Source organism: Limnohabitans sp. Jir72, assembly GCF_003063575.1.
Lineage (GTDB): Bacteria > Pseudomonadota > Gammaproteobacteria > Burkholderiales > Burkholderiaceae_C > Limnohabitans_A.
On record NZ_NESC01000001.1, the window covers coordinates 69977 to 93738 of the forward strand.

Genomic DNA, 23762 nt, shown 5'->3' on the forward strand with positions numbered 1-23762 from the left:
GCTTTGCATATGCTGCATTTTGTCTGGTGCACACACTCAAAAGGACGGGTAGGTCTCCATAGCGTGCCTACAATCTGGAGATGTTTGTCCATCTTCGCCTCCATTCCGAATTCTCAGTCGTTGACTCCACTTGCCGCATCGACGATGTGGTCAAGATGGCCGCCAAGGATGGGCAGCCCGCCCTGGCCATCACCGATCTGAACAACTTGTTTGGCGGGGTCAAGTTCTACAAGGAAGGCCGCGGCAAGGGGGTCAAGCCCATCCTGGGGGCGGAAATCAACCTTGAAGGTCTGGGCGGTGATGCGGGTGCGCTGTCTCGTGTGATCTTGCTGGTGCAAAGCCACCAGGGCTACCTGAACATTTGTGAGCTGCTGGCGCGGGCTTGGACGCAAAACGTGCTCAAAGGCGTGGCGGTCGTCAAAGTCAACTGGCTCAAGGAATTGTCTGAAGGCTTGATCTTGCTTTCTGGCGCACAGGCCGGGCCGGTGGGGCAGGCGATTGTGCAGGGCGACACCGACAAGGCGGCCGATGTGGCGCTGCAGTTGGGCTCGACTTTTCCACACCGTTTTTACTTGGAGCTGCAACGCGCAGGCCGTCCTGAAGACGAAACACAAGTGGCTGGTGCCGTGGCGCTGGCAGCGCGGCTGCATTTGCCGGTGGTGGCCACGCACCCGGTGCAGTTTCATGCGGCAGACGACTACGAGGCCCATGAAGCCCGCGTGTGCATTTCCGAAGGCGAGATCCTGGCCAACCCGCGCCGAGTGCGCAAGTTCACGCGCGAGCAGTATTTCAAGTCGGCCGAGGAAATGTGCGCCTTGTTTGCCGATGTGCCCAGCGCGATCGCCAACACGCTGGAGATCGCCAAGCGCTGCAACCTGAGCTTGGTGCTGGGCAAGCCGCAGTTGCCCAACTTCCCCATTCCACCCGTCGACGGCGTGGTCATGTCGGTGGACGATTATTTCCGCCATGTCTCTTTCGAAGGCCTGGAGGCGCGCCTTGCCCACCTGTACCCGGATGAGGCCAAGCGCAACGCCGAGCGCCCGCGCTACGTGGAGCGGCTGGAGTTTGAGCTGGGCACCATTTTGAAGATGGGCTTTCCGGGTTACTTCCTGATCGTGGGTGACTTCATCCAGTGGGCCAAGGCCAATGGCTGCCCTGTGGGCCCGGGCCGGGGTTCGGGTGCGGGCTCGCTCGTGGCCTACGCGCTCAAGATCACCGACCTGGACCCTCTGCAATACAGCCTGCTGTTTGAGCGCTTTTTGAACCCCGAGCGGGTGTCCATGCCCGACTTTGACATCGACTTTTGCCAGGGCAACCGGGACAGAGTGATCGACTATGTGAAGGACAAATACGGGCGTGACGCGGTCAGCCAGATCGCCACCTTCGGCACTATGGCCGCGCGTGCGGCGATCCGCGACGTGGGCCGCGTGCTGGACATGAGCTACACCTTTTGCGACGGCATCAGCAAGCTGATTCCCAACAAACCGGGCATGTCGGTCACCCTGCAATACCCGCCCGCCACGCCCAAGGAGGGCGACAAGAACAACTACGCGATTGCCATGGAGCCCATCCTGGCCGAGCGGATTGAGCGCGAAGAAGACGTCAAGACCCTGATCGAGCTGGCCCAAAAGCTCGAAGGCATGACGCGCAACATCGGCATGCACGCCGGGGGCGTGTTGATCGCGCCAGGCAAGCTGACCGACTTTTGCCCGCTGTACCAGCAGCCCGGCAGCGAATCGGCAGTGAGCCAGTACGACAAAGACGACGTGGAGGCCGCAGGTCTGGTGAAGTTCGACTTCTTGGGCCTGGCCACGCTGACGATCCTGGAGATCGCCCGCGAATTCATCATGAAGCGGCACAAAGGCCAGGAAAATTTCGCCTTTGAAAACATCGCCATCGACGACGCGGCGACTTACAAACTGTTCTCGGACGGCAAGACCGAAGCCGTGTTCCAGTTTGAAAGTCGCGGCATGCAGGGCATGCTGCGCGACGCCCGCCCGAGCCGCCTGGAAGACCTGATTGCGTTGAACGCGCTGTACCGCCCGGGGCCTATGGACCTGATCCCCAGTTTTGTGGCTCGCAAGCACGGGCGCGAAGTGGTGGAGTACCCGCACCCTGCAGTGGCCGAGATGCTGAGCGAGACCTACGGCATCATGGTCTATCAGGAGCAGGTGATGCAGACGGCGCAGATTCTGGGCGGCTACTCGCTCGGCGGCGCGGACTTGCTGCGCCGCGCCATGGGCAAGAAAAAGGCCGAAGAAATGGCCGAGCACCGCGAGAAGTTCCGCGCAGGTGCCCTGGCCACCCACGGCATTGCGCAGGACAAGGCCGACGAGGTCTTTGACCTGATGGAAAAATTTGCGGGCTACGGCTTCAACAAGTCGCACGCGGCTGCGTATTCACTGCTGGCGTACCACACCGGTTGGCTCAAGGTGCACTACACCGCCGAGTTCTTCTGCGCCAACATGACGGTGGAAATGGACGACACCGACAAGCTCAAGGTGCTCTACGAAGACGCGCTGAAGTTCGGCATCACCTTCGACCCGCCCGATGTGAACCGGGGCACGCACCGCTTTGAGCCTGTCACAGATAAGGTCATCCGTTATGGTCTGGGCGCCATCAAGGGCACGGGCCAGCAGGCCATTGAAGCCATTGTGGCCGCCCGCAACGAAGGCGGTCCGTTTACCAGCTTGTTTGATTTTGCCGTGCGCGTGGACCGCACCCGCATCAACAAACGCACGGTGGATGCGCTCATCAAGGCAGGCGCTTTCGACTCGCTGCACATGAACCGTGCCGCCTTGTCGGCCAGCATCGACCGGGCTTTTGAATTTGCCAGCGCCACCACGGCCAATGCCAACCAGGGCGGCTTGTTCGACATGCTGGGCGATGACTCGCACGGATCAAGCACCCAAGAGCCTGATTTGGTAGACGTGTTGCCATGGGGCATCAAAGAGCGCTTGCTGCTGGAAAAAACCGCTGTGGGCTTTTACCTGTCGGGCCATTTGTTCGATGCGGTGGAGCGCGAAGTGCGGCAGTTTGCGCGCCGCAAGATCGACGACCTGATCGACAGCCGTGAGTCCATGGTGCTGGCGGGCATCGTCAGCGATTTGCGCATCATCAACGGCCAGCGTGGCAAAGTGGCCATCTTCAAGCTCGACGACAAATCGGGCGTGATGGAAGCCACCGCCGACGAAGGCCTGATCAACTCGGCTAAACAGTTGCTCAAAGACGACGAATTGATCATCGTCACGGCCAAGATGCAGGCCGACCGTTTTTCAGGCGGCTTTCGCCTCAAGATGGAACAGATCATGGACCTGGGCGCAGCGCGTTGCCGCTATGGCAAATTCCTGCGCGTAGCCGTCAACGGCCGCGCTCCGGACATTGCGCGCTTGGTCAAAGAATTCCCGGCGCAGCGTGAGCAAACCGAGCAGGGCGAGCTGGTCAGGGGCTTGCCGGTGCGCTTGCAACTGGAGCGCCGCAATGAACAGTTGGGCGCACGTGCCGAATTGGCGCTGGGAGAACAAGCCCGCTTTTTTCCGTCCGATGCGGCTTTGGCCAGCTGGATGGCCCAAGCCGATCAGGGGCAGGCGGTCATTGTGTACGAAGACAACAACCCGATACTGACCTTGAGGACGGTGTCGCAGTAAGGCAGCTTGGTCCAAGCCGATGCTGTGCCTTGGACCACTGAGCGAAAAACACTGACCCGACAGGGAGTGCCCTCGATGGGCGAAGTTTCACTCAGTCCTGAGGCCTGAAGCCCAATACGATGACCGAGGGAACCCGGCCATCGGTGTCCTTGGGAAAAACCTCGGTCTTGTCGATGGCACGCAGCACGACGTCGTCCCAAGCGCGGTTGCCGCTTGTTTGGACAATGCGGCGGCTCAAGATGGTGCCATCCGGGCTGACCTTGACTTCCACCTCGGCACGCGGGTTGCCGACCACATCGCCGGGGTAGGTGATGTTGGGTTTGATGCGGCCCACCAGGCGACCGGCATAGCTGGCCGATGGGCCGGATGACTTGAGGGCGCTGCCCGTGGCGTTCTCGCCCCCCGAAGCCCCAGCCAAGCCTTGCATTCGTTTGAGGTTCTCGCTGCGCAGGTCGTCCATGCGGGCTGCGTCGGCTTTGGCGTCTGCCGCCTTTTTGGCGTCGTCTTGCTTGCGCTTTTTAGCGTCGGCCTCGGCTTTTTCGGCAGCCTTTTTCTTTTCAAGCTCTTTGTCAGCCTTGTCCTTTTCGGCCTTTTCTTTGGCGGCTTTTTCTTCTTTCTCGCGCTCTTTGCGCTTGAGTTCGGCTTTTTCCTTTTCCAGCTTCTCGGCTTCTTTTTTCTGGTCCAGTTGCTTTTTCTTTTCGAGCGCAATTTGCGCATCGCGCCGCTCGACTTCCGGATCGGGCGCGGGGGGCGGCGTCGGCGTCGGTTTGACCTTGGGCTCAGGTTTGGGGGGCTCGGGTTCGGGCTGTGTCGCGGGCGGGGGCTCTTGCAAGCGGGGAGCGGCGGCCTGTGGTGTCGCCGACCACAATTCGGCCTCGGCTTGAACGGTCTGGGGCTGGGTTCGCCATTGGGTGGCCAATGCCAAGGCCAGGAAGAGGGCCGCGTGCGCTGCGATGGCGATCAACAGCGAGCCTTGACGCCCCTCCGGTGCGGGCGGTGCAAATTCCAGGTGCGGGGCAGGGCGTGGGCTCACAGCCGAATTCCTCATGCAGAGCTCAAGGTGCCAGCTGGACCGACAGGCCCACACGCGCAACGCCTGCGCGTTGCAAACTGTCCATGACCTTGACCACGGTTTCGTATTTCACCGTGCGGTCGGCACTGATGACCACGGCGGTGTTGCTGTCCTGACCGATCAGGTTTTTGACGCTGGCCGCCACGCTGTTGAGGGTGGCGTTGTTGGTTTTACCGTCGCTGACCAGCTCCAGCCGTTCGTCTTTCTGGATCACCACTTGGATCACCTTGTCGGGCTGCTTGGCGGCTTTGCCCACGCTGGGCAAATCCACCATGCTGGGCGTGATCATGGGGGCGGTGACCATGAAGATGATCAGCAGCACCAGCATCACGTCGATGAAGGGCACCATGTTGATTTCAGCGATGGTGCGGCGACCGCGACCCCGGGATGAAACGGCGGGCATGCAGTGCTCCTTTCAGTGGCCAGACGCCGAGCTGCTGGTACCGGCCGAACCCAGGCTGCGTTGCAAGATGTTGGAGAACTCTTCGATGAAGGTTTCCATCTTGATGGCGATGCGGTCCACGTCGTGTGAGAAACGGTTGTAGGCCAGCACGGCTGGAATGGCGGCAAACAGGCCAATGGCGGTGGCCACCAGTGCTTCGGCAATGCCGGGGGCCACAGTGGCCAAGGTCACTTGCTGCAAATTGGCCAGACCGGTGAAGGCATGCATGATGCCCCACACCGTGCCGAACAAGCCGACATAAGGCGAGATCGAACCGACCGAAGCCAGAAAGGCCAGCTGGGATTCGGCCACGTCCATCTCGCGTTGGAAACTGGCGCGCATGGCGCGGCGTGCACCGTCAAGCAAAGTGCCTGCATCGCTGATGCGGCGCTCGCGCAGCTTTTGGTACTCGCGCATGCCGCTGGCAAAAATGCGTTCCATGGGGCCCGACATCTTGGCGTTTTGTGTGGCTGCATTGAACAGCTCGTTCAGGCTGGTGCCTGACCAGAAGACCCGCTCGAACTCTTCATTGAGGTTTTTAATGTGCTTGAGCGCCGACAATTTGCGTGCAATGGCTGCCCAGCTGGTGACCGATATGCCCAGCAAGATGAGCACCACCAACTGGACCACAAAGCTGGCGTGCAGCAACAGCGAGACGATGGACATGTCTTGGTTCATTTCAGGGCTTCCAGAACGGGGGCCGGAATGCGGCCCGGTTTCAAAGTTTGGCTGTCGACCCAGCCAAGGCGGATGGTGCCTTCGGCCAGGAGTCGGTCGGTTTGGCCGGGCGTGCGCAAGTAGGCACGCTGGGCAATGGTCAGGCTCACGCGCCCGGATGCTTGCAGCTCGGCGGTGACCACCAAGGTGTCGTCCAGCCGGGCAGGTGAATGGTATTTGACGGCCGTTTCGCTCACCACGAACATGCCGCCCGACTCGTCGCGCAGCACCTGTTGGCCAAAGCCCAATGCGCGCAGCCATTCGGTGCGGGCGCGTTCAAAGAACTTCAGGTAGTTGGCATAGAACACGATGCCACCGGCGTCGGTGTCTTCCCAATAGATGCGGATGGGGAACTGAAAGGGTGTGTTCATGGGTGCAGCCAGGCTTTCAGGCGTGCAATCGCCGTTTGCAATTCGACCATCGAGTTGGCGGTGGAAAACCGCACAAAACGCGCAGTCTGGTCGGTGCCAAAGTCGCGGCCGGGTGTGATGGCCACATGGGCATGCTCCAGTGCGGCGAAGGCGAAGTCCCAGCTGCCCTTGAGGCCCAGCTTTTGGCAGGCGGCCGTACAGTCGGCCCAAGCGTAAAAAGCGCCATCGGGGGCCACGGGTACCGTCAGACCCAAGTCGTTCAGTGCAGGGATGAAGTAATCACGGCGGGCTTTGAATTCGGTACGGCGGCGCTCGTATTCGGCCAGGCTTTCGGGGGCAAAGCAGGCCAATGCGGCCTGCTGCGCCACGGTGCTGGCACAGATGAACAGGTTTTGCGCCAAGCGTTCGAGCACCGGCACCAGCGCCTCGGGCACCACCAGCCAGCCCAAGCGCCAACCGGTCATGTTGAAGTACTTGCTGAAACTGTTGATGCTGACGATGTCTTCGCCCAAAGCCAATGCGCTTTGGCCAAACTGCTCATCGTGGCTCAGGCCCAGGTAAATCTCGTCGATCAGGGTGATGCCGCCGCGAGCACGCACCACCTCATGGATGCGACGCAGCTCGGCCGGATCGATGGACGTACCGGTGGGGTTGGAGGGCGAGGCCAGCAACACGCCGCGGGTGTGCGGCCCCCAAGCGGCGGCGACTTTCTCGGCGCTGAGCTGGAAGCGTTCTGCTGCTGTGGTGGGGATCAGTTTGGCAGTGCCCTCTGCTGCGCTCACAAAGTGGCGGTTGCAGGGGTAGCTCGGGTCGGGCATCAGGATTTCGTCGCCACGATCGATCAGCGCCAGGCAAGCCAGGTGCAAAGCAGCCGAGGCGCCTGCGGTGATGACGATCCGGCTGGCAGGCACCTCAACGCCAAAGCGCGAGCCATACCAGTTGCTGATGGCTTGGCGCAAAGGCTCCAGGCCCAGGGCAGGGGTGTATTGGGTTTGACCCGCGTCGATGGCTGCTTGCGCGGCTTGCTGCACCAGGGGCGGGGCGGTGAAGTCGGGCTCACCGATGTTGAGGAAGACCACCGGGCGGTCGGTGTGGGCCACTTCGCGGGCTTTTTGCGAGGCGGCCTTGGCCACCTCCATCACGTAAAACGGCTCGATGCGCTCGGCGCGTTGGGAGGTGCGCATGGGGGCTGTGCAGCTTTACTTGATGCGACCGGCCTGGCGGTCGGCTTGTACCTCGGCGGCGCGCAACTCGGGGGCCAAGCCACCCAACACGGCATTGACGTATTTGTGACCGTCGGTACCGCCAAAGTCCTTGGCCAGCTCGATGCACTCGTTGAGCACCACGCGCCAAGGCACGTCCAGGCAGTGCTGCAGCTCGTAGACGCCGATCCACATCACGGCGTGTTCAACGGGCGAGATCTCGGCAAAACTGCGGTCCAGCTTAGGGCCGATCAGGCCGTCCAGTGCTTTCGCTTGTTCGGTACAGCCGTAGAGCAGGGCGTCGTAGTGGGCCGAGTCGGCTTTGTGAAAGCCAGACAGGTCGCGGGTAAAGACGTCGATGTCCGAAGCTTCGTTTTTACCCACGATGTGCTGGTACAGCGCCTGCAGTGCAAATTCGCGCGAACGGCTGCGGGCTGGTTTGGCCGAGGACTTGCGCGAGCCCTGGGCTGCAGGCAGGGTGCTGGCCGTTTCTGTCTCTGGCGTGCTGTTTTGGTCGTTCATCACGCGTTCTCTTCGTCGTCAAACTCTTCGGCCAGATCGGCTGACAGGTCGTCCATGATGCAGGCCATCTCGACCGCCACGCGTGCTGCGTCGCGGCCTTTTTCGGTCTGGCGGGCGATGGCTTGCTCCAGGTTTTCGGTGGTCAAAATCGCGTTGGCAATGGGCAAGTTGTAATCGAGCGAGACGCGGCTCACGCCTGCGCCGGATTCGTTGGCCACCAGTTCAAAGTGGTAGGTCTCGCCGCGGATGATGCAGCCCAGCGCGATCAGCGCGTCGTATTCGGCGCGTTCGGCCATGGCCTGCAGGGCCACGGGCACTTCCAAAGCGCCGGGCACCATGACGTGGTCGATGCTGGTCACGCCCAGCGCTTGCAGCTCTTCGATGCAGGCTTTGGCCAATGCGTTGGTGATGTCTTCGTTGAAACGGGCTTGCACAATGCCGATGTGCAGGAATTGCCCGTCAAGTTCTTGTTCTGTGCCTTTGTTCGCTTCGAGCATGTTCATTCCTTGGGGATGTAACCGGTGATTTCGAGGCCGTAGCCGGTCATGCTGGGCATGCGGCGGGGCTGGCCCATGAGTTTCATCTTGTGAACGCCGCATTCGCGCAAAATTTGCGCGCCCACGCCGTAAGTGCGCAGGTCCATCTTGCCGCGCTCGGGCGCTTGGGCTGAGCGGGCCCGGCCTTCAAACTGTGCCAGCAGCTGGTCAGCCGATTCGCCGCAGTTGAGCAGCACGGCCACGCCGCAGCCTTGGGCGTTGAGGTAGTGCAAGCTGGTGTCCAGGCTCCAGGAGTGCATGGCGCGGTTGACTTCGAGGGCATCCAACACCGACAGGGGTTCGTGTACACGCACGGGCACTTCGGTGTCGGCGGACCATTGGCCTTTGACCAGCGCCAAGTGCACGGTCTGGCTGGGTTGGTCGCGAAAAGCGTGTGCGGTGAATTCGCCGTGTGCGGTTTGCAACGTGCGGCTGCCGATGCGCTCCACCAGCGATTCGTTGCGGCTGCGGTATTCGATCAGGTCGGCTATCGTGCCGATCTTCAAGCCGTGCTCGGCCGCGAAGATTTGCAAGTCGGGCAGGCGGGCCATGGTGCCGTCGTCTTTCATGATCTCGCAGATCACGGACGATGCGCTGCAACCGGCCATCGCAGCCAAATCGCAACCCGCTTCGGTGTGGCCTGCGCGCATGAGCACGCCGCCATCCACCGCTTGAAGCGGGAAGATGTGGCCGGGCTGGACCAGGTCAGTGGGTTGGGTGTTGCGCGCCACGGCCACCTGCACCGTACGAGCACGGTCAGCGGCCGAAATGCCGGTGGTCACGCCTTCGGCGGCTTCAATGGAGACGGTGAAGGCGGTGCTGTAGACCGTGCCGTTGCGCGCCGCCATGGGCGGCAGCTTCAAAAATTCGCAGCGCTCGCGGGTGAGCGTCAGGCAAATCAGGCCCCGGCCAAAGCGGGCCATGAAGTTGATGGCTTCGGGTGTGACGTGGTCGGACGCCAGCACCAGATCGCCTTCGTTTTCGCGGTCTTCTTCGTCGACCAGGATCACGATGCGACCGGCTTTCATCTCGGCCACGATCTCTTCGACCGGCGAGATCGCCACGGGTGTCAATTGCGCTGGAACGTTCATGCGGTGTCTTTCTGGATCAGGCCTGCGCTGAGCATGCGCTCAACGTAACGGGCGACGGTGTCGATTTCGAGGTTGACCCGGCTGCCTGTTTGGAGGCTGCCAAGCGCCGTGTTGTCCACGGTGTGGGGGATCAGGTTGATGCTGATCTCGCAGCCTTGCGCCACATCGGCCACCTTGTTCACCGTCAGGCTCACGCCGTTGACGGTTATGGAGCCTTTGTAGGCGAGGTATTTGGCCAGTGTGTGCGGTGCCAGAACGCGCAATTCCCAGCTTTCGCCAATTTGCTCGAAATGGCTGATTTGCCCCACACCGTCCACATGGCCCGACACGATGTGTCCGCCCAAGCGGTCATGGGCACGCAAAGCTTTTTCGAGGTTGACGGTGCCTTCTTGGTCCAGACCGCTGGTTTTGTCGAGCGATTCGGCCGAGATGTCGATGGTGAATTGACGGCTCTCGGGGTTGAAGGTGGTGACGGTCATGCAAGCGCCGTTGAGGGCGATGCTGTCGCCCAAGCCCACATCGTCAAGGTACCCGGCGGGGGCCTCGATGGTGAGGCGCTTGCCGTGGTGTAAAGAGCGACCCAAGTCGTGGTGGGCGACGATTCGCCCCACGCCAGTGATGATTCCAGTGAACATAGCTGTCTATTTTCGCAGGGATTGCGCTGGAATCGGGTTGCACGCCAAGAAAAACCTTCATCGGCGCGTATTTCCTTGATGCCAAGTTTGGCCTGATGCACTTATCAGGGTAAACCGGGTTTGCCTCATTCTGGTGCCTACCTAAAATGTGTTGCAGTGCAGCACAATGGCTTGTTGCCTGTGCTTTTCTTGGAGTTCTCTGTGCCGATCCCGTCTTCATCTCGCGATTCATCGTCTGAGTCCTCTTCGGCGGGTTCCGTGCGCACGATCAAAAAATACCCCAACCGCCGTCTGTACGACACCCAGACATCGTCTTACGTCACGTTGGTCGAATTGAAAAAACTGGTCATGGACGGCATGCCGATGGTGGTGCGTGATGCCAAAACAGGGGATGACCTGACCCGGTCCATCTTGCTGCAGATCATTTTGGAAGAAGAGTCTGCGGGCGTGCCGATGTTCAGCGAGGCTGTCTTATCCAACATCATCCGCTTTTACGGCCATGCCATGCAGGGCTACATGGGCTCTTACCTGGAGAACCATGTCCAATCCTTCATGGATTGGCAGTCCAAGCTCGGGGCGAACAGCCAGCCTCTGAGCCCCGAGGTGTGGGCGCAGTTCATGCAGTGGCAAAACCCGCTGATGCAAAACATGTTCTCTGGCTTGGCCAATCCGTCCCAGAACGTGGTCTCGCAAATGCAGGAGCAGATGCAAAAACAGATCCAGAAGAACACCGAGCAGATGCTGGGCGTGCTCGGTTTGAGGACTTGATGGGCGCTTCATGCCCTTTTGTCACATCGCCATCGTTTTTGCGCGGACAATCGGGGCATGAGCGAAACGATACCTACACCCGCCCCCAAAGTGGGCTTTGTCAGCCTGGGTTGCCCCAAGGCTTTGACCGACTCCGAGTTGATCCTCACGCAATTGAGCGCTGAGGGTTACCAGACCTCCAAAACTTTCGATGGTGCCGACTTGGTCATCGTCAACACCTGCGGCTTCATTGACGATGCGGTCAAGGAAAGTTTGGACACGATTGCCGAAGCCCTCAACGAAAACGGCAAAGTGATCGTGACCGGTTGCCTGGGCGCCAAGACCGGCGAGGGCGGCGGCAACATGATCCGCGAAATGCACCCCAGCGTGCTGGCCGTGACAGGCCCGCATGCAACCCAAGAGGTGATGGACGCTGTGCACGCCTATCTGCCCAAACCGCATGATCCTTTCATGGACTTGGTGCCAGGTGGCTTTGGTGAAGCCGGTTTGAAGCTAACGCCGCGCCACTATGCGTACTTGAAAATCAGCGAAGGATGCAACCACCGGTGTACGTTTTGCATCATCCCATCCATGCGCGGCGACTTGGTCTCGCGCCCGATTGGCGATGTGCTCAAGGAGGCCAAGGCCTTGTTCGATGGTGGCGTCAAAGAGTTGCTGGTCATCAGCCAGGACACTTCTGCCTATGGCGTGGACGTCAAATACCGCACGGGTTTTTGGGATGGCAAGCCGATCAAGACCCGCATGCTGGAGCTGGTCCGTGCTTTGGGTGAGATGGCACGTGAGCACGATGCTTGGGTTCGTTTGCACTATGTGTACCCATATCCCAGCGTGGACGACATCATCCCGCTGATGGCCGAAGGCCTTGTCTTGCCTTATCTGGACGTACCGTTCCAGCACAGCCACCCCGATGTTCTCAAGCGCATGAAGCGGCCCGCCAGCGGAGAGAAAAATCTGGAGCGAATCCAGCGCTGGCGCGAGCTGTGTCCCGAGTTGGTCATTCGCAGCACTTTCATTGCTGGTTTCCCCGGTGAGACCGAAGAAGAGTTCCAGCATTTACTGGACTTTTTGCGCGAAGCGCAAATCGACCGCGCCGGTTGCTTTGCCTACAGCCCGGTCGAGGGTGCAACAGCCAACGAGTTACCAGGCATGCTGCCCGATGATGTGCGTGAAGCGCGTCGAGCTCGCTTTATGGCCGTGGCCGAGGAAGTGTCGATTGCCCGCTTGCAGCAGCGTGTGGGCTTGACCATGCAAGTTCTGGTCGATTCGGCGCCAGCGATGGGCCGACGCGGTGGTGTGGCGCGCACCTACGGTGATGCCCCCGAGATTGATGGCGTGGTGCGTTTGTTGCCGCCCGAGAAAATCAGCAAGACATTCAAGGTGGGTGAACTCATCCGTGCACGGATAGTGGCCGTGGAAGGCCACGACCTGGTGGGAGTGCCGGTTTGATTTTCTGCCTGACGCCGATCAGCCTCAAGGCTGACGGCGCGGGCCGTCGTTCATCGCTTTGTGAAATGGGCAACAAAAAAGCCGTTGATCAAAAATTAACGGCTTGTAATGCATCCTATTCGATAAGATTGGTGCCCAGAAGAGGACTCGAACCTCCACGATGTTACTCGCTAGTACCTGAAACTAGTGCGTCTACCAATTCCGCCATCTGGGCATCTCAGGAAGATTTGAATTATAGGTCATCCCCATCGTCTCTCCGGGCTCGACTTGAACAAAAATGCAAATTTATTGCGGCAACCGGCACGGGGACAAACAAAAAAGCCGATGAGTTGAATTCATCGGCTGATATGGGTTTGTGTTTGTTTAAGATGGTGCCCAGAAGAGGACTCGAACCTCCACGATGTTACTCGCTAGTACCTGAAACTAGTGCGTCTACCAATTCCGCCATCTGGGCATCTCAGGAATCAAGGATTGTATATTAAAAAAGTAGCTCCAACCAGCGGGATGCTGGATGAAATCGAAGGTCAGGTGCAAGGGCACCGTGACGGCCATGGCTTCCTGATTCGTGACAATGGCGAGTCGGATATTTACCTCTCGCCCAACGAGATGCGCGCGGTGTTGCACCGCGACCGGGTCAAGGTGCGCATCGTGCGCCAGGACCGCAAAGGTCGGCCCGAAGGGCGCATTGTCGAAATCGTTGAGCGTCCCGAGCAGCCCATCATTGGCCGCTTGTTGCAAGAGGGTGGTTTGTGGCTGGTGGCGCCGGAGGACAAGCGTTACGGCCAAGACGTGATGATCCCCAAAGGTGCCACGGGTACGGCCAAGCCGGGTCAGGTGGTGGTGGTTGAGCTGACCGAGCCACCTGCTTTGTTTGGGCAGCCCGTGGGCCGCGTCAAAGAGGTGCTCGGTGAGATCGATGATCCCGGCATGGAGATCGAGATTGCGGTGCGCAAATACAGCGTGCCCCACGAATTCTCTGCGGGCTGTCTTGAGCAAGCCAAGGGCCTGCCCGATAAAGTGCTGGCCAAAGATCGCAAGGACCGAGTGGATTTGCGCGATGTGCCTTTGGTCACCATCGATGGCGAAGATGCGCGTGATTTTGACGATGCCGTCTATTGCGAACCGGCCAAGGTCGGTCGCGGCAAGGGCTGGCGTTTGCTGGTGGCGATTGCCGATGTGAGCCACTATGTGCAAACAGGCAGCGACATCGACATCGATGCCTACGACCGAGCCACCAGCGTGTATTTCCCCCGCCGGGTTATTCCGATGCTGCCGGAGAAATTGTCCAACGGTCTGTGCTCGCTGAACCCGGATGTTGACCGCTTGTGCATGGTCTGCGACATGCTGGTCAATGCCAAGGGCGATGTGCATGCCTACCAGTTTTACCCAGCTGTGATGCACAGCCATGCGCGCTTCACCTACACCGAGGTGGCTGCCATTTTGGCCAACACCCGTGGGCCAGAAGCGGCCAAGCGCAAGACGCGCGTGACCGACCTGATGAACTTGCAGGACGTCTACAAGGCGCTGCTGGCCTCGCGTGCGGTGCGCGGTGCGGTGGATTTTGAAACCACTGAAACTCAGATCGTGTGTGACGAGAGTGGTCGCATTGAAAAAATCGTGCCACGCGTGCGCAACGAAGCGCACCGCCTGATTGAAGAAGCCATGCTGGCGGCCAACGTTTGCAGCGCTGATTTCATCCAGCAAGGCAAGCACCCTGGTTTGTTCCGCGTGCACGAAGGCCCGACGGCCGAGAAAAAAGACATCCTGCGCAATTACCTCAAGGCCTTGGGCTTGGGCCTGAGCATCAGCGACGACCCGCACACTTCTGAGTTTCAGAAGATTGCGCAAGCGACCAAGGACCGCCCGGACGCACAGCAGATCCACACCATGCTGTTGCGCTCCATGCAGCAGGCCATCTATACGCCCGTCAACAGTGGCCACTTTGGCCTGGCTTATGAGGCATATACGCATTTCACCAGCCCGATCCGGCGTTATCCGGATTTGCTGGTGCACCGTGTTATCAAATCGATCTTGATGGGTCGCAAATACCAGCTCCCCAAATTGCCGGTGCCAGGCGAGGCGCATGCCAAGTTGACCAAACGTCTGGAGAAAAACAAGGCAGCCAAGGGTGCATCCGATGCGAATGCGCCTCGCGTGCACATGTCGGCCGCTGACCAGCAAGCCTGGGAGGCTGCAGGCCTGCATTGCAGTGCCAACGAACGACGTGCGGATGAAGCCAGTCGTGACGTGGAGGCTTGGCTCAAGTGCAAGTACATGCGCGAGCACCTTGGCGAGGAATATGGCGGCGTCGTGTCTGCTGCGACCAGCTTCGGTATTTTTGTGACCTTGGACGCTCTGTATGTGGAGGGCCTGGTGCACATCACCGAACTGGGCGGCGAGTATTTCCGCTTCGATGAGCTGCGTCAGGAGCTTCGCGGTGAGCGCACCGGTATCCGCTATGCCATTGGCACGCGGGTGCAGGTGCAGGTCAGTCGGGTGGATCTGGATGGTCGCAAGATCGACTTCCGTTTGGTGCACCCCGGCGATGATTTGGTGCCGCGCGCCATGCGCGACAAAGGCTTGTCGGCTCCAACGGCTCCTGAAGGCGTGCATGGCAAAAAGCATGGCGGTCCCGCCCGGGGTGATCGCGCTGCGGATCGCCGCATGGCCGATGCCGAGCGCAACCGCTCGCCGATTCAGGCGCTCAAAGCTTCGGTCAAAAAGGCTTCTGCGAAGAAAACCGGCACCAATAAGAAGGGACCTCGGACCAGCAAATCGCGCCGTTGAGCCGATGATGCCCTGTAGCGGCCATGCACTGGAGTGCATGGCCGTTTTGCATGGTGTATTTCAGTACAAGGCCTGAGCCAGTTGGCTGGCCGTGAGTGACCGGCCTGCAGGCCAGTCATCCGCAACTTGACCGTGTTGATGCACAGCGGCGCAAGCGGCATCAAAGGCACTCAGGTTTTGAGCCATGCGAGCGCCAATGAGGCCGGCCAGCACATCGCCGGTGCCACCGATGGCCAATTTGCCGTTGCCTGTGGTGTTGATGCGCGGGGTCTGCCCGGGTGCTGCAATCACGGTGCCTGAGCCTTTGAGCACCACAACACAATCGAACAGTGCCGCCAGGTCTTGAGCCGCTTGCAGGCGATTGTTTTGAATGCTCGTGGTATCGGTTTTCAAAAGCCTTGCGGCTTCCAGGGGGTGGGGTGTCATCACTGTGGCCTGTTGGAGGCCACGGCCGCGCAAGGCCCTGGCCAGTACTTCGTCTTGTGCCACTGCGTTCAGTCCATCGGCGTCCAGCACCAGTTGTGCGCTGCGTGCCAGCACTTCGGCTAGGAGGGTTTGGATGGCTTGTCCGCCACCGCAGCCACACACGACATGCAGTTTTTCCAGGTCCAGTTGCGTCCACGGGCGTTGCATCAGATCCGGTGGCACCGACACCTCGGGCTCACCCAGCAGACTGAGCATCACCCGCCCAGCGCCTGCGTGAAGTGCGGCCGTAGCGGCCAATACAGCCGCGCCGCGCATGCCCATGCCATGCAGGGCCATCGCTTCGCCACCGATGATGGCGACATCGCCGTGACTGCCCTTGTGGCTGGCGTGGGCCTTATGGCGTTGTTCGCCAGGCGTGTTGAGCCAAGCCTGTGGCAGAAGAAGGACGGGCTCTTTGGCGTCTGAATCGAGGCTTTCCAACCAGATGTCTCCACAGACATCTCGGCCATGGCCCATGAATAGGCCCGGTTTGGCTGCAACAAAAGTCAGTGTGTGATGTGCCCGTACGGCGCGCGACGGCGTCTTTGCATCCGCGCCCAGAAGTTGGCCAGACTGCGCATCTAGCCCTGTGGGTAAATCCAGCGCCAAAACTTGTGCCCGGGAATGGTTGATGGCGTCGACCCAAGCTTGTATTTGAGTGCTCAGTGGGCGGGATGCGCCCAAGCCCAGCAAGCCGTCGATGCACAGGTCTTGCGGGCCCATGCCTGCGATCCAGTCGCAGGGTATCTCGGTTTGTACCGTGAGCCCTGCATGCAGGGCTCTGGCCAGTGCCGCTTGTGCATCGGCGGCTTGTTGGTCTCGGTCGATCAGCAGGCTGACCCGCACCGTCTTGCCAGCCAGGTGCAGGTGCATGGCCGCTTCCAGACCATCGCCCCCGTTGTTGCCCGGTCCAGCCGCCACCCAAATGCGCTGGGCATGCGGGGCCATGGCCAGTGCCAGTTGCGCCGCGGCGAGGCCTGCGCTCTGCATCAATGGGTCATGGCTGCAGGCCTGAAGTTGTCGCTCCAGGGCTTTCAGGCTGTCGCGCTGAAAAACAGGCCAGTTGGAGGTGGGGGTCAAGCGGTGCATGGTGCTCAGGCTTTTTGAAGCAGTGGTTCGAGCAGCAGGGCCAATTGAAGGATGGCGTCGTCGTGCATGGCACCATGCCAGGCCATCAGACCGACCGGCAGTTCACCCGGCGCATGGCAAGGCAGGCTGATGCCGCAGCCGTCCAGCGTGTTGACGGCTGCTGTGTTGCGCAGCAACAGTCCATTGACCCGGAAGAATTCGGCGTCACGCTCAGCGCCGGGTGCCACATCGCGCAAGAGCGGTGCGGCGATCGGTGTGGTGGGCGACAGCACGGCATCGTGGTGCTGCAAAGCGGCTTCGATGCGCTGGATCCAATCGGCGCGGGCATGCAGCAGGTCGATGTACTCGTGCGCCTTCATGCCAGCGCCAATTTGGATGCGTTGAGCCACCCGAGGGTCGTACAAATCGGCGCTTTGTGCCAGCAATTGCCGATGCCAAGCAAAGCTTTCCGCAGGACTGAAGCCCCCGGTGCGCATCATGGGGCCGATTTCCAGGAGTTCAGGCAAGGCGATTTCTTCAATTTGCGCACCAGCCGCGCGCAGTGTTTGCAAGCTGCGTTCAAACGCGCGGCTCACGGTGGCGTCCATGCCATCTTGCATGAAGTCACTGACCACAGCGAGTCGGTAGCTGGCCAAGGGTTTGTCAGATTTCGGTACTTGGCGGTTCGACAGGATTTCGTGCGCGAGGATGGTGTCGCGCACGGTCCGGGTCATGGCACACACCGTGTCCAGCGTGGTGGACAAGGGCAGGGCGCCTTGTGTGGGCACCAGACGGGCGGTGTTCTTGAAGCCCACGATGCCGTTGAGTGCGGCGGGAATCCGGATGGAGCCTCCAGTATCGGAGCCCAGTCCGATGAAGGCCGCGCCTGTGGCCACGGACACAGCCGCGCCAGAGCTAGAGCCGCCTGGCACCCTGGGTGATTGGGCATCGCCAGCGGGTGTGTCGGTCAGGGCATCCCAAGCGGCGGGAGTGCGGTGGTGGGGGTTGACGCCCACGCCAGAGAAAGCGAACTCCACCATATTGGTCCGCCCAATCAGCCCGGCCCCGGCGGCGCGCAATCGCGCCACGGCTTGTGCATCTTGCTGCGCAGGGGGCTGATCACGCAAAACCACCGATCCGGCTGCTGTCACTTGTCCTTGGACATCGAACAAATCTTTGACAGAGACCGCCAGACCCGCCAAAGGCCGTGTCTTGACGACCGCTTGGCTTGCCGTTTGCTTCAGCGTTTCAGGGGTGAGTAGCAAAAAGGTGTCCCGGCAATCGGTGCTTTGGGCGATGTCGAGGCAGGCTTCGGCCACGGCTTGCGGATGGATTTGGCCCTCCACAATGGATTGACGGGTGGCGATCAGGTCTTTTTTCATAGCGGGCGGCTGAGTTCAGCGTGTGTCAGGATGCTATAATCCTAAGGCTTTGTACAGCGCAGCGGCTGTCTCTTGGGTAGCTTACCCAAAAGCCAGATCAGCCAAGCCAGCAGAGCACATCCGCAAACCAGCCCCCTCAAGGTGTTGCGCTAATTTTGTTGGCGTGATCAGTGGGCTGGATTTTAGACACAACCTTTGGAGTACTTTATGTCCGTTACCATGCGCGAAATGCTGGAAGCCGGTGTCCACTTCGGCCACCAAACCCGCTTCTGGAACCCCAAGATGGCACCCTTCATCTTCGGTCACCGCAACAAGATTCACATCATCAACCTGGAAAAATCGCTCCCGATGTTCCAGGATGCGATCAAATTCGCCAAGCAGTTGTCTGCTAACCGTGGCAACATCCTGATGGTTGGCACCAAGCGCCAAGCCCGTGAACTGGTGGCTGCTGAAGCCCAGCGCGCTGGCGTTCCATTCGTCGACCAGCGCTGGTTGGGTGGCATGTTGACCAACTTCAAAACCGTCAAGACCTCGATCAAGCGTCTGAAGGACATGAAGGCTCAACAAGAAGTTGGCCTCGACAGCCTGAGCAAAAAAGAGCAATTGATGTTCAAGCGCGAGATGGAAAAGCTCGAAAAAGACATCGGTGGTATCCAAGACATGGCCACTTTGCCTGATGCGATCTTCGTGATCGACGTTGGTTACCACAAGATTGCCATCGCCGAAGCCAAGAAATTGGGTATCCCATTGATCGGTGTGGTGGACTCCAACCACTCGCCAGAAGGCATCGACTACATCATCCCCGGCAACGACGACTCGGCCAAGGCTGTCGCTTTGTACGCACGTGGTATCGCTGACGCCATCATCGAAGGCCGTGCAAACGCCGTCAACGATGTGGTCAAAGCTGTGACAGAAGGCGCTGACGAATTCGTCGAAGAAGCCAACGCTTCTGCCTGAGTCCATAGGACTCGATGAAAGGGGCTTTGCGGCCCCTTTTTTTTAATCTGACTTTTAGACTGAATACGGAGAAATCAAATGGCTGTAATTACCGCAAGCATGGTCGCTGAACTGCGCGCAAAAACCGACGCCCCCATGATGGAGTGCAAAAAAGCCCTCACTGAAGCTGAAGGCGATATGGCCAAAGCCGAAGAGTTGTTGCGCGTCAAGCTGGGCACCAAAGCTGGCAAAGCAGCTTCGCGCGTGACAGCTGAAGGCGTTGTCACAAGTTTCGTCAGCGGCACCACTGGTGCCATGATTGAAGTCAACTGCGAAACCGACTTTGTGACCAAGAACGACAGCTTCTTGGCTTTGGCCAACGCCGCTGCCAAACTGGTCGCTGAGCACAACCCTGCTGACATCGCTGCTCTGGGCGAGTTGGCTTATAGCCAAGACGGCTTTGGCCCCACTTTGGAAGATGTGCGCAAAGGCCTGATCGGCAAGATTGGCGAGAACATGAGCTTCCGCCGTTTCAAGCGTGCTTCGGGCGATGCCAAGATTGCCAATTACCTCCACGGCACCCGCATCGGCGTTTTGGTGGAGTTTGACGGTGACGAAACTGCAGCCAAAGACGTGGCCATGCACGTCGCCGCCATGAAGCCTGTGTCCTTGACCAGCGCTGAAGTGCCGGCCGAATTGATCGAAAAAGAGCGCTCGGTGGCTGCTGCCAAGGCTGTTGAGTCGGGCAAGCCTGCCGACATCGCGACCAAGATGGTCGAAGGCTCTGTGCAAAAGTACCTGAAAGAAGTGTCTTTGTTCAACCAATCTTTCGTCAAGAACGACAAGCAAACCGTTGAGCAAATGCTCAAGGCTGCAGGCACCACCGTGAAGGCTTTCACGTTGTATGTGGTCGGTGAAGGCATTGAGAAGAAAGTCGACGACTTCGCTGCTGAAGTGGCTGCCCAAGTGGCTGCTGCTCAAGCTGCTGCTTGAGTTGAACCCCTTGCGTCATCCCCTTGTTCGTTTCCACATTGAAGGAGTCCATCATGTCCCAAGCCAAGCCAGCCTTTAAGCGCATCTTGCTCAAGCTGTCCGGCGAGGCCCTGATGGGGGATGACGCTTTCGGTATCAACCGCGCCACCATCGTGCGCATGTCCGAAGAGATCGCGGAAATCACGCGTCTCGGCGTTCAAGTAGCCGTGGTGATCGGTGGCGGCAACATTTTCCGTGGTGTGGCGGGTGGTTCGGTCGGAATGGACCGTGCAACCGCCGATTACATGGGCATGTTGGCCACGGTGATGAACTCCTTGGCATTGGCCGATGCCATGGACAAGGCCGGTTTGACAGCGCGTGTCATGTCGGCCATCGGCATTGACCAGGTGGTGGAGCCCTATGTTCGCCCAAAGGCTTTGCAGTACCTTGAAGAAGGAAAGGTTGTCGTTTTCGCTGCGGGCACTGGCAATCCTTTCTTCACCACCGATACAGCAGCGGCTTTGCGTGGCGCGGAAATTGGCGCCGAAATGGTGCTCAAGGCCACCAAGGTGGATGGTGTGTACACCGCAGATCCCAAGAAAGATCCTTTGGCGACCCGCTACAGCAAAATCAGTTTCGACGAAGCCATCTCGCGCAACCTGGGCATCATGGACGCCACCGCGTTTGCCTTGTGCCGCGACCAGAAGCTGCCAATCAAGGTGTTTTCGATCATCAAGAACGGAGCCTTGAAACGCGTGGTGATGGGTGAAGACGAAGGCACGCTGGTTTACGCTTGATCCCGTTCTGACGAGGAGAACCCTATGACGATTGCAGACATCAAAAAGACAGCAGAAACCAAGATGGATCAATCCATTGCGGCGTTCAAGAACAACCTCACCAAAATCCGCACTGGCCGTGCCAATCCGGCATTGCTGGACACCATCCATGTCGATTACTACGGCTCGCCCGTGCCTTTGTCGCAAGTGGCCAATGTGTCATTGATGGATTCGCGCACGATCAGCGTTCAGCCTTGGGAAAAAGGCATGGGTGCCAAGATCGAAAAAGCCATCCGTGAAAGCGAGTTGGGCCTGAACCCTGCATCCATGGGCGATTTGATTCGTGTGCCTATGCCGCCCATGAGCGAAGAGCGTCGCAAGGAAATGACCAAGCTGGCCCGTACCGAAGGTGAGAACAGCAAGATTGCCATTCGCAACCTGCGCCGTGACGCCAACGAATCGGTGAAAAAGCTGGTCAAGGAAAAACTGGCTTCGGAAGACGATCAAAAGCGTGCTGAGGCCGATGTGCAAAAATTGACAGATAAGCGCATGACCGAGATTGATCAACTGGTGACCGCCAAAGAACAAGAGATCATGGCGGTCTGAGTCTGCACACGATGCCGTGGCCATCCACGGTCTGAATGGCCGCCTATTGGCGGCCTTTTTTTCTGGAGAAAGCATGCTCAAGCAAAGAGTCATCACAGCACTGGTCTTGCTGGCCTTGTTGTTGCCCGCCTTGTTTGCGGTCAATCCCTGGCCCTTCATGGCTTTGACCGTGCTGATGATTGCTGCAGGGGCTTGGGAGTGGGGGCGCCTGAATGCCATGGGGCCAATGTGGTCATGGGCAGGGGCATTAATGGTTTTGACGCTGTGTGGCCTTGCCCAACGCTCGGGCTGGGTGCAGGCAAGTCCGCCACAGATTTGGCTGCTGGCAGGTGCCGGCTGGGTCTTGCTGGGGGCCTGGATGATTCGCCGCGGCGTGGACGCATGGGCCTTGTGGCCGAAGACCTTGCGTTGGGTTCTTGGTTTATGCCTCTTGGTCATCGCTTGGTTGGCCATGGCGCAAGCCCATCAGCGCGGAGTGAATTTCTTGTTGTCGGTATTGGTCTTGGTGTGGGCGGCGGATGTGTTCGCCTATTTCTTTGGACGTGCTTTCGGTGGCCGTCTGGTGGGCGTGAAACTGGCGCCCAGCATCAGTCCCGGTAAAAGCTGGGAAGGTGTGTTTGGCGGGATGCTGGGGGTGATGCTGGTGGCATTGATTTGGTCCCAAATCGATCGCCGTTGGGCGCTGCCCAGCCAGAGCTTTTATTCCTTGCTGTTTGCTAAAGGTGCCTGGGTGGCTTGGCCCGCTTTGCTGTTCATGTGCGCCATGAGTGTGGTGGGTGATCTGGTCGAGTCGCTGGTCAAACGCAGCGCGGGCATGAAAGACAGCTCGGGTTTGTTGCCTGGGCATGGCGGCGTGCTCGACCGTGTCGATGCTTTGCTGCCCACCTTGCCATTGGCCATGATGTTGGTAACCTGGATTTGAAGGGCGATCGATGAACAATAAACAGAGCATTACCATTTTGGGTTCTACCGGCTCCATCGGGACCAGCACCTTGGATGTCTTGGCACGTCATCCCGAGCAGTTTTCGGTCTATGCCCTCACGGCTTCCCGCCAGGTGGACCTGATGCTGGCCCAGTGCGCGCAATTCAAACCACAAATAGCTGTGATGGTCCGCGAGGACGCTGGGCGTTTGCTGGCCGATCGGGTCAAGGCCGAAGGCTTGCCGGTGGAGGTGCGATGGGGGGCTCAGGCGCTCGATGAAGTGTCATGTGCGCCTGAAGTCGATGCGGTGATGGCCGCCATTGTGGGTGCCGCAGGTTTGTCACCCTGTTTGGCTGCAGCACGTGCCGGCAAGCGATTGCTTTTGGCGAACAAGGAAGCCCTGGTCGTGGGCGGCGACGTGTTCTTGTCGGCTGTGCGCGAGGGAGGGGCAACGCTGCTGCCCATCGACAGTGAGCATTCGGCCATTTTCCAGTCCCTGCCCGAAGACCCCACAACGTGGCAACGTCGTGTGCACAAGATCATTCTGACGGCTTCAGGGGGGCCGTTCCGTGGACGTGATCCATCCACCCTCAAGGATGTGACCCCCGAGCAGGCTTGCGCCCACCCCAATTGGGTCATGGGGCGCAAAATTTCGGTCGATTCCGCCACCATGATGAACAAAGCGTTGGAGGTGATCGAGGCGCGTTATTTGTTCGGCATGTCCCCAGATCAACTCGAAGTGGTTATCCATCCCCAAAGCGTGATCCACTCTATGGTTCAGTACAAGGACAATTCGGTGGTCGCTCAGCTGGGTACGCCAGACATGCGTGTGCCCATTGCTTATGGCTTGAGCTGGCCGGAGCGCATGACGTCAGGCGCCTCGGCACTGGATTTCCACGCACTTGCGGCAATGACCTTTGAGGCCATGGGTGACCATGGCCATCCCCGGCGCTTTCCGGGCATTCAGCTGGCTTGGGAGACGCTTAACGGCGCGCCTGGAAGCTGTGCCGTGCTCAATGCGGCCAATGAGATTGCGGTGGAGGCTTTCTTGAACCGGCAGATCCGGTTCGATCAGATTCACGGTGTTAATCAAACGACATTAGATAGACTGGTTTGCACAACACCGCGCAATTTGGTTGATTTGTTGGAACTTGATCGACAGGCTCGTGAGATGGCCAGAACGACAGTGAGCAAGCTTCTTGAATGACATCTCTTTGCCTGTTCAATGGATGGATAAAAGTCGGTTAGGGGGTCTCCTGCGATATGATCATCCCGATTCTGATGTGGGTTAGGTCAGCGCTATGTTGCTCGAAAACCTGGAATTTAAATGTTGTTTTTTGAATTTATTTTGGTTTTTTTAAAAAACTTTGAGATGCATTTTTTAACTCGACTCTGATCG

General features: G+C 59.3%; 21 protein-coding genes and 2 tRNA genes. 10 read left to right on the forward strand and 13 right to left on the reverse strand.

The window, feature by feature from the left end; genetic code table 11:
* Positions 1-80 precede the first annotated feature (80 nt).
* Positions 81-3647, forward strand: coding sequence for a DNA polymerase III subunit alpha (dnaE, locus tag B9Z52_RS00245; protein ID WP_108411876.1), 3567 nt, complete (start codon positions 81-83; stop codon positions 3645-3647).
* 91 nt (positions 3648-3738) lie between these two features.
* Here the strand turns inward: dnaE and tolA are convergent, their stop codons facing one another.
* From tolA to B9Z52_RS00290, 9 genes are read right to left on the reverse strand one after another with little or no spacing between them, the layout of a single operon-like run.
* Entirely contained in the window at positions 3739-4680 is a 942-nt protein-coding gene (gene tolA, locus B9Z52_RS00250) for a cell envelope integrity protein TolA (protein ID WP_233251752.1), read from the reverse strand.
* 22 nt (positions 4681-4702) lie between these two features.
* On the reverse strand, positions 4703-5122 hold the full coding sequence (locus B9Z52_RS00255; protein ID WP_108411878.1) for an ExbD/TolR family protein: 420 nt from the start codon (positions 5120-5122) through the stop codon (positions 4703-4705).
* Between the two features lie 12 nt (positions 5123-5134).
* On the reverse strand, positions 5135-5839 hold the full coding sequence (gene tolQ, locus B9Z52_RS00260; RefSeq protein WP_108411879.1) for a protein TolQ: 705 nt from the start codon (positions 5837-5839) through the stop codon (positions 5135-5137).
* On the reverse strand, positions 5836-6249 hold the full coding sequence (ybgC, locus tag B9Z52_RS00265) for a tol-pal system-associated acyl-CoA thioesterase (RefSeq protein ID WP_108411880.1): 414 nt from the start codon (positions 6247-6249) through the stop codon (positions 5836-5838). The genes tolQ and ybgC overlap by 4 nt, the downstream gene beginning before the upstream one ends.
* Entirely contained in the window at positions 6246-7433 is a 1188-nt protein-coding gene (locus B9Z52_RS00270) for a pyridoxal phosphate-dependent aminotransferase (RefSeq protein ID WP_108411881.1), read from the reverse strand. Before B9Z52_RS00270 ends, ybgC begins: the two co-directional genes overlap by 4 nt.
* A 15-nt stretch (positions 7434-7448) precedes the next feature.
* Positions 7449-7973, reverse strand: a complete 525-nt coding sequence (nusB, locus tag B9Z52_RS00275) for a transcription antitermination factor NusB (protein ID WP_108411882.1) — start codon at positions 7971-7973, stop codon at positions 7449-7451.
* The gene (ribH, locus tag B9Z52_RS00280; protein WP_108412312.1) at positions 7973-8470 is read right to left on the reverse strand and encodes a 6,7-dimethyl-8-ribityllumazine synthase; all 498 of its coding nucleotides are present in this window, start codon (positions 8468-8470) and stop codon (positions 7973-7975) included. Before ribH ends, nusB begins: the two co-directional genes overlap by 1 nt.
* Positions 8471-8472: 2 nt before the next feature.
* Complete coding sequence (gene ribBA / locus B9Z52_RS00285) at positions 8473-9600, reverse strand: bifunctional 3,4-dihydroxy-2-butanone-4-phosphate synthase/GTP cyclohydrolase II (RefSeq protein ID WP_108411883.1); 1128 nt, start codon at positions 9598-9600, stop codon at positions 8473-8475.
* Positions 9597-10235, reverse strand: a complete 639-nt coding sequence (locus B9Z52_RS00290; protein ID WP_108411884.1) for a riboflavin synthase — start codon at positions 10233-10235, stop codon at positions 9597-9599. The genes ribBA and B9Z52_RS00290 overlap by 4 nt, the downstream gene beginning before the upstream one ends.
* Positions 10236-10442: 207 nt before the next feature.
* Between B9Z52_RS00290 and phaR the strand changes: the two genes are divergently transcribed.
* Positions 10443-11003: a polyhydroxyalkanoate synthesis repressor PhaR gene (gene phaR, locus B9Z52_RS00295; protein WP_108412313.1), complete on the forward strand. Its 561-nt coding sequence runs from the start codon at positions 10443-10445 to the stop codon at positions 11001-11003.
* A 57-nt stretch (positions 11004-11060) separates the two neighbouring features.
* Entirely contained in the window at positions 11061-12449 is a 1389-nt protein-coding gene (rimO, locus tag B9Z52_RS00300) for a 30S ribosomal protein S12 methylthiotransferase RimO (RefSeq protein WP_108411885.1), read from the forward strand.
* Between the two features lie 129 nt (positions 12450-12578).
* On the opposite strand, the gene B9Z52_RS00305 is transcribed toward rimO, so the two are convergent.
* Together B9Z52_RS00305 and B9Z52_RS00310 are read right to left on the reverse strand one after the other, a co-directional pair.
* Positions 12579-12663, reverse strand: a tRNA-Leu gene (locus tag B9Z52_RS00305).
* Between the two features lie 155 nt (positions 12664-12818).
* Positions 12819-12903, reverse strand: a tRNA-Leu gene (locus tag B9Z52_RS00310).
* Between the two features lie 50 nt (positions 12904-12953).
* On the opposite strand from B9Z52_RS00310, the gene rnr reads away from it, so the two are divergent.
* A complete protein-coding gene (gene rnr / locus B9Z52_RS00315; protein WP_233251753.1) occupies positions 12954-15236 on the forward strand; it encodes a ribonuclease R in 2283 nt (760 codons plus the stop codon).
* Positions 15237-15296: 60 nt separating this feature from the next.
* Here the strand turns inward: rnr and B9Z52_RS00320 are convergent, their stop codons facing one another.
* Together B9Z52_RS00320 and B9Z52_RS00325 are read right to left on the reverse strand one after the other, a co-directional pair.
* On the reverse strand, positions 15297-16790 hold the full coding sequence (locus B9Z52_RS00320; protein ID WP_108411887.1) for an NAD(P)H-hydrate dehydratase: 1494 nt from the start codon (positions 16788-16790) through the stop codon (positions 15297-15299).
* 5 nt (positions 16791-16795) lie between these two features.
* Complete coding sequence (locus B9Z52_RS00325; RefSeq protein ID WP_108411888.1) at positions 16796-18151, reverse strand: amidase; 1356 nt, start codon at positions 18149-18151, stop codon at positions 16796-16798.
* Positions 18152-18358: 207 nt separating this feature from the next.
* On the opposite strand from B9Z52_RS00325, the gene rpsB reads away from it, so the two are divergent.
* The 6 genes from rpsB (at position 18359) to ispC (ending at position 23570) form a co-directional block, all read left to right on the forward strand.
* Positions 18359-19108 (forward strand): 30S ribosomal protein S2, encoded by a 750-nt coding sequence (rpsB, locus tag B9Z52_RS00330; protein WP_108411889.1) that lies wholly within the window; start codon positions 18359-18361, stop codon positions 19106-19108.
* Positions 19109-19186: 78 nt separating this feature from the next.
* The gene (gene tsf, locus B9Z52_RS00335; protein ID WP_108411890.1) at positions 19187-20080 is read left to right on the forward strand and encodes a translation elongation factor Ts; all 894 of its coding nucleotides are present in this window, start codon (positions 19187-19189) and stop codon (positions 20078-20080) included.
* Between the two features lie 53 nt (positions 20081-20133).
* Complete coding sequence (gene pyrH, locus B9Z52_RS00340; protein ID WP_108411891.1) at positions 20134-20856, forward strand: UMP kinase; 723 nt, start codon at positions 20134-20136, stop codon at positions 20854-20856.
* 24 nt (positions 20857-20880) lie between these two features.
* On the forward strand, positions 20881-21441 hold the full coding sequence (gene frr / locus B9Z52_RS00345; protein ID WP_108411892.1) for a ribosome recycling factor: 561 nt from the start codon (positions 20881-20883) through the stop codon (positions 21439-21441).
* A 73-nt stretch (positions 21442-21514) separates the two neighbouring features.
* Entirely contained in the window at positions 21515-22363 is an 849-nt protein-coding gene (locus tag B9Z52_RS00350) for a phosphatidate cytidylyltransferase (protein WP_108411893.1), read from the forward strand.
* 10 nt (positions 22364-22373) lie between these two features.
* Positions 22374-23570, forward strand: coding sequence for a 1-deoxy-D-xylulose-5-phosphate reductoisomerase (ispC, locus tag B9Z52_RS00355; RefSeq protein WP_108411894.1), 1197 nt, complete (start codon positions 22374-22376; stop codon positions 23568-23570).
* Positions 23571-23762: the final 192 nt, after the last annotated feature.